The 5,753-nt window shown below is 57.2% G+C and carries 7 protein-coding genes; 5 read left to right on the top strand and 2 right to left on the bottom strand.

The window, feature by feature from the left end; genetic code table 11:
- From ACF8AM_RS23915 to ACF8AM_RS23905, 3 genes are all read left to right on the top strand, one after another.
- A partial coding sequence (locus ACF8AM_RS23915; RefSeq protein ID WP_392558063.1) for a glycosyltransferase occupies positions 1 to 525 on the top strand: 525 nt, incomplete at its 5' end.
- Positions 526 to 782: 257 nt separating this feature from the next.
- Positions 783 to 1,727: a serine/threonine-protein kinase gene (locus ACF8AM_RS23910; protein WP_392558062.1), complete on the top strand. Its 945-nt coding sequence runs from the start codon at positions 783 to 785 to the stop codon at positions 1,725 to 1,727.
- Between the two features lie 3 nt (positions 1,728 to 1,730).
- Complete coding sequence (locus tag ACF8AM_RS23905) at positions 1,731 to 2,690, top strand: acetyl-CoA carboxylase carboxyltransferase subunit alpha (RefSeq protein WP_392558061.1); 960 nt, start codon at positions 1,731 to 1,733, stop codon at positions 2,688 to 2,690.
- Between the two features lie 302 nt (positions 2,691 to 2,992).
- Here the strand turns inward: ACF8AM_RS23905 and ACF8AM_RS23900 are convergent, their stop codons facing one another.
- On the bottom strand, positions 2,993 to 3,790 hold the full coding sequence (locus ACF8AM_RS23900) for a CvpA family protein (protein ID WP_392558060.1): 798 nt from the start codon (positions 3,788 to 3,790) through the stop codon (positions 2,993 to 2,995).
- A gap of 216 nt (positions 3,791 to 4,006) precedes the next feature.
- Between ACF8AM_RS23900 and ACF8AM_RS23895 the strand changes: the two genes are divergently transcribed.
- The gene (locus ACF8AM_RS23895) at positions 4,007 to 5,008 is read left to right on the top strand and encodes a metal-dependent hydrolase (protein ID WP_392558065.1); all 1,002 of its coding nucleotides are present in this window, start codon (positions 4,007 to 4,009) and stop codon (positions 5,006 to 5,008) included.
- 92 nt (positions 5,009 to 5,100) lie between these two features.
- Here ACF8AM_RS23895 and dtd read toward each other — a convergent pair whose 3' ends face one another.
- A complete protein-coding gene (dtd, locus tag ACF8AM_RS23890; RefSeq protein ID WP_392558059.1) occupies positions 5,101 to 5,538 on the bottom strand; it encodes a D-aminoacyl-tRNA deacylase in 438 nt (145 codons plus the stop codon).
- A 92-nt stretch (positions 5,539 to 5,630) separates the two neighbouring features.
- Here dtd and ACF8AM_RS23885 point away from each other — a divergent pair.
- Positions 5,631 to 5,753, top strand: a 123-nt coding sequence (locus ACF8AM_RS23885) for an MJ0042-type zinc finger domain-containing protein (RefSeq protein ID WP_392558064.1), incomplete at its 3' end; no start/stop codon positions are given.

Here is a 5,753-nt window from a genome sequence, read left to right as displayed (position 1 = left end):
CGCCTGTTCCACTTGAAGGGGCATGTGGATTTAATTCCGGCCGCCAAACGCGTCGCGGACCGCTATCCCAACGTGCGGTTTCTGCTGGTCGGCGATGGCATCCTGCGAGCGGAACTTGAGCAGCAAATTGAGTCGCTGGGATTGAAGGAACATTTTATCTTCACCGGTTTGGTGCCTCCTTCGGAGGTGCCTGCCATGATCGGTGCGATGGACATCTTGGTTCACGCTTCTTACCGAGAGGGTTTGGCGAGAGCGCTGCCGCAGGCCCTGATCGCCGGTCGCCCAGCGATCAGCTACGACATCGACGGGGCTCGTGAAGTCGTGATCGACGACCAAACGGGATATCTGGTTGGGGCAGGGCAGGTCGATGAATTGGCGGATCGGATGATCCGCTTGGTTGGCGACGCCGAACTTCGTCAGCGGATGGGGCGAGAGGGCCAGAGGCGTTTCACTGACATCTTCCGGCACGAAACGATGACCCGCCGGATTCGCGAGCTGTATTCGGAATTGCTTGCTGACCAGTGATCGGCATTCTGTTGGGGGATGCCGGCAGTTGAATTCGGAATCAAAACGCGGGGAAGGGCAGGGCGGTGGAGATTTTCTCGGCCTCGCCTGCTCTGTCGCTTTGCTCCGGGCGGAATCTCGCCTGCCACCCGGGGGGATTTGGGTGTCCGGCACACGTCTTTCGGCTGTGGGGCCCGTTGGACTATCATGCGAAGCCACAAAATCGTTTTGATCGTTCAACTCGATGGTCCCGTTTCCGACAATGCCCCAGCCGCTCGATGTCCAAATCACGCGACTTTCTAGGCCCTTACCGACTCGCTCGATTGATCCGCATTGGATCAACTGCTGAAGTTTGGGAAGCGATTGATGAGGGGGACCAGAAACGATACGCACTCAAGATTCTTCGGCAATCGATGTCGAACGACAAAGCCGAGTTGGCGTCGCTCAAGCACGAGTACAACGTTGGCAAATCGCTCAACAGTCCTCGGATCATCAAGATGATCGATCATCGCGTGGAGAATGGGCGACCATTTTTGGTGCTGGAACTGTTCAGTGAAATGAACATGAAGCAGGCGCTTCGCAAGGGCCCCGATTCGCTGGCCTACATGCTCGACAAAATCATCGAGCAGGCCGCCGAAGGTCTCTACTACATGCACACAAAGAACTGGATCCACCGCGATATCAAGCCGGACAATTATTTGGTTTCGCATACCGGTGAAACCAAGCTGATTGACTTCACAATCACCGAGCCGAAACGAACTGGTTTGAGCAAGATGTTCTACAAGGCAAAGAACATCCAAGGCACACGCAGTTACATGGCTCCCGAACAAATTCGCGGGAAGTTGTGCGATGAACGCAGCGATATCTATTCGTTCGGTTGCGTGCTGTTCGAAGCCTGCACGGGCAAACCGCCTTACACCGGGCAGACTCCCAACGATTTGCTGTCGAAGCACCTGTCCGCTTCGATCCCCAGCCCGATTGTTTACAACGACAACGTCACCAAAGACTTTGCCGACCTGGTCAAAAGCATGATGGCGAAGTCGCCTGATGCGAGGCCCGATTCGGTGTGGGAGTTCTTGAAAGTCTTCCGCAACATCCAAGTTTGGCGGAAGCGTCCTCGTCGCCCGGAGGTGACCATCTTCGATGATGACGGATCGATGAAGTCGCCGGAGGACATGATCAAGCGTCCCGAACAACCCAACGACGAAGAAGAGGAAAACTGAGCGATGGCCGGACCCGGATTGGAATTTGAAAACGAGATCGCGGATCTGGAGGAGCAAATCGCTTCGCTGGAACGAAACACCGATCGCAGTGAAGAAATTGACTCAGCGATTCGATCGTTGCGTCTGGCGCGTGTTGCCAAATTGAAAGAGACCTACTCATCATTGGACCCTTGGCAAACGGTTCAAGTGGCTCGTCATAAGAACCGTCCTTACACGCGCGATTACCTCAACTTAGCGTTTGACGAATTTGTCGAATTGCATGGTGACAAACACTTTGGCGATGACCGCGCGATGCTGTCGGGTTTCGCGAAGCTGGATCGATTCAAGGTGATGGTGATCGGTCACCAAAAAGGTAGGACTTACAAGGAACGTGCGGCTTGTCACTTTGGTTGCGCTCATCCGGAAGGTTATCGCAAGGCCATGGTGAAAATGAAAATGGCCGAGAAATATCGCTTGCCGGTCATTTGTTTCATTGACACGCCGGGAGCCTATCCAGGGATTGGCGCGGAGGAACGCGGCCAAGCTCAAGTGATCGCCGAAAGCATGTTCATGATGAGTGATCTGAAGACGCCCGTGATCTGCATCGTCATCGGCGAAGGCGGATCTGGTGGTGCTCTCGGGATCGGTGTTGGTGATCGAGTCGCCGTTCTGCAGCACGCTTACTACAGCGTCATCAGCCCAGAAGGCTGTGCCGGCATTCTGTGGAAGAGCCACGAACACGCGCCCAAAGCGGCGGCTGCGCTGCGGTTCACGAGCGACCATTTGTTGCGTCTCGGCGTCGTGGATGATGTGCTCGAAGAACCGCTCGGTGGCGCTCATCGAGACCATCATCAAATGGCGACTCGGATGAAGACTTATCTGTCGCGCCAGTTGTCTGAACTGGAAGAGATGCCGGTCGATCAGTTGCTTGAGCAACGCTACGAAAAGTTCCGTCGGCTCGGCGTCTTCTTGGAAGAGAGCTGAGACCGGCGCTGAAGAGTCGTCGCGTCTCTCAGCGGAGCGGCGCGAGCGGATCGGTCCCGCCGTGCCGAGGGCTGCAGATGGGATCGGCACGGCGAATCAGGGCGGATTTCAACCGCCCCGCAACGTCCGATAATGCCCCTTATGTTGTATTCGAGGTGCGTAAAACCCGTGTTTCAGGCGTGTTCCGCGTTTGGGCGTCGGTTTTGTGACGTTGCCGGTTTCTGTGCTGCGGCGATCCCGAGCACGCCCCGCCCCGGTCGTTCGCCATCATCGCGATTCCAAGATGACGGTCGTTTTGGCGATTATCGACGTGGCGTTTGCCACTGCGGCGTCGTGGATTGACGCCATGTCGGGGCCGGTTGTTGGGAGCCCGCGGCGGAGTTGAAACCTGGGTTGGTCGTCGGTGTTGAAGTTCCGCCGAAGCCACCAAATGGCGACTGTGATCTCGCGGTATTTTGGGTGCGTTGAACGCCGTTTTGCCGCGCGAAATTGTTCGCCGGTTGAGCGTTCGAATGAGGCCAGTTTGGATCGACGTTTGGTCCGATCGGAGTTTGCGAGAGCCAGGATCCTTCGGAGGCCGATGGCTCGCCCAGTTCTTCGTCGCTGAACTGGTCCAGGTACGGTTGGACGACGCTGTTCAGTTCCGGTGGCATGATCGAGTTGGACTCGGCGAGGACACGAGCGATCAGGCGTCCGCTTTCGCTGGCGACGATCGCTCGTTGAGTTCGTTCACCAAATAGCGTGACCGCGAAGAGCGTGATGATCGTGCACAGGAGTGCTCCTTTGGCGAGTCCAAACAGAGCGCCGACTTGACGGTCGAATTCTTTCAGTCGCATCCGGTCGATCATTCCGCTGACCATTCGCAGTGCGACCCAGATCACGAACGACGTGCCGACGAACAGAATGAACATCGCCAGGAATTGGTTCCATGGCGGCGCTGCGTGAATGTTCTGGCTGAACGGTTCGCGGTAGTGATAGGCGACCGCATAGCTGACAACGATGGAAGCGATCGAAGCGAGTTGCCACGCAAAACCGCGGATCGCGCCCAGGAGGGTTGCGCCGACCAAGATGATTGTCATCAGAATGTCGTAAGTCTGCATGAGCGCACTTTCATCGCTGCAACGGATCCGGACCGTTTTGACGCTTGTAGCAAAACCGAAGGGGCAGGGCGAACAGCAATTTTTTTGGCGGTCGGCGAAAGGGGGCTTGGTGGGGCAGGGTCTTGATTGGCGGGCAAAAAATTTCCGGTGGCGGGAACGCGCCTGGATTTGGTAACGGCAATGGTTCTCGGTGCGCGACCGCCCTGCTCCGCCCCTGTGGTTGGGTGGCGTTCGTGCTCGAAAATTTCTGGATCGCCCTTCCCTGCCCGCTCTCTCTTTTTCGTTCGCGTTTCATTGGCTGGTTTCAAAACCCATATCTCGACGAGCACCGTTGTCGGATGCGCCTATGGATATTGGGGCGTGGTCGACCAAGGCATGTCGATGGAAAGCGCGCTGTTGGCCGGTGGGCTGTGCAGCGTGTCGGGGATGTTGCCGGATTTGGACAGCGACTCCGGCGTGCCGCTTCGCGAAACGACGATGTTTCTGTCTGCGGTCGTGCCGATGCTGATGATCGATCGATGGCGAGACATGGGGCTGACTCACGAAGCGATGGCGCTGGCGGCGATGATCGTCTATGTCGCGATCCGGTTTGTCGCGGTCGAAGGGTTCCGCAAATTCACTGTTCACCGCGGGATGTGGCACAGCATCCCGGCGGCGTTGGTTGCGGGGTTGATTGCGTACATGTTGATGCCGTGCGCCAGCGAAGCGGTTCGTGTTTACAAATCATGTGCGGTGTTGGCTGGGTTCATGACCCATCTGATCTTGGACGAAATTTGGGCGTTGGATTTCAGCCGAGGATCCATGCGTGTGAAGAAGTCGTTCGGAACGGCTCTCAAGTTCTTTGGGAGCAGCCCGGTGGCCAACATTTTTGTTTGGGGCCAGCTTGGGTTGTTTGTCTATTTGGCTTGGGGAGACCACGAGATTTTGGATCGCTTGCGACAGCGTGTTCGGATGGACGCCGGTCTCTATGCCACTCCCAGTGAGGACGAGCTCAACCCGGATTACACCAATCCGTCTTTGTTTGCGCCCTGGGAATCTCGCGAGCCGCCGCAGTGGCAACCTCGCGTGGATTCACCCTCCGAATCACCTTCCCGTTTTGGCTGGCCGTCTCAGGCGCAGCCGGCTCAACCGGCAGCCGTCCAGCCGAACGCGGTTCAGCCAGGAATGGGACAGCAAGTGGCTCGTCCCAATGGGCCCACTGCCCTGCCCCGACGCTAAACGGGCTGTCGCGTGGGGTTGAAATCGATTTCTTGCTACAACTCTCAGGCTTTCGTGGTGGACGAGGCCACGAGTCCGGGCGGTTGTCCTTCTTAGAGTTCCAAAATGATGGTGACGGGGCCATCGTTGGTGAGAGAAACGGCCATGTCGGCGGCAAAGATTCCGCATGGGACGGCCAATCCAGTCTTCCGAAGTTCGCGGACGTAGTGCTCGTAGAGAGCTTTGGCTTGGTCGGGAGGTGCGGCGTCCGTGAACGCGGGGCGGCGTCCTTTTCGGCAATCGGCCAGTAGAGTGAATTGGCTGATTGCGAGCACGTCTCCACCGGCATCGATCACGTTGCGATTCATCTTGCCGTTTTCGTCGGAGAAGATCCGCAGGCCAGCGGTCTTGTCGGCCAAAGCGGACGCAGTGGCTTCGGTGTCGTCGTGGCCGATCCCGATCAAAGCCACCAACCCGTGGTCGATTTGGCCAACGATTTCGCCGTCTACCAAAACACTGGCGTGTTGAGTGCGCTGCAAAACAATTTTCATTGGGTGGTTCGCGATCCTGGTCGTGGCGAGATGGGCTAAATTGATGGCGGGACGCACGCGCGGTGCATCACTGATTTGTTGGAAAGGATCGTATGACGTTTCTGTTCACTTGCCCACACTGTCAGGCGCAAACTGAGGTGGAAGATGAGTACAGCGGGCGCACGGGCGACTGCGTCGTGTGCGGTCGCGAGATCACGATGCCCGATTTTGCGGGG

Origin of the sequence: Rhodopirellula sp. JB055 (assembly GCF_043100905.1) — a bacterium.
GTDB lineage: Bacteria > Planctomycetota > Planctomycetia > Pirellulales > Pirellulaceae > Rhodopirellula.
The sequence above is the reverse complement of the archived record's forward strand: the minus strand, read 5'-3'. Positions and strand labels throughout refer to the sequence as shown.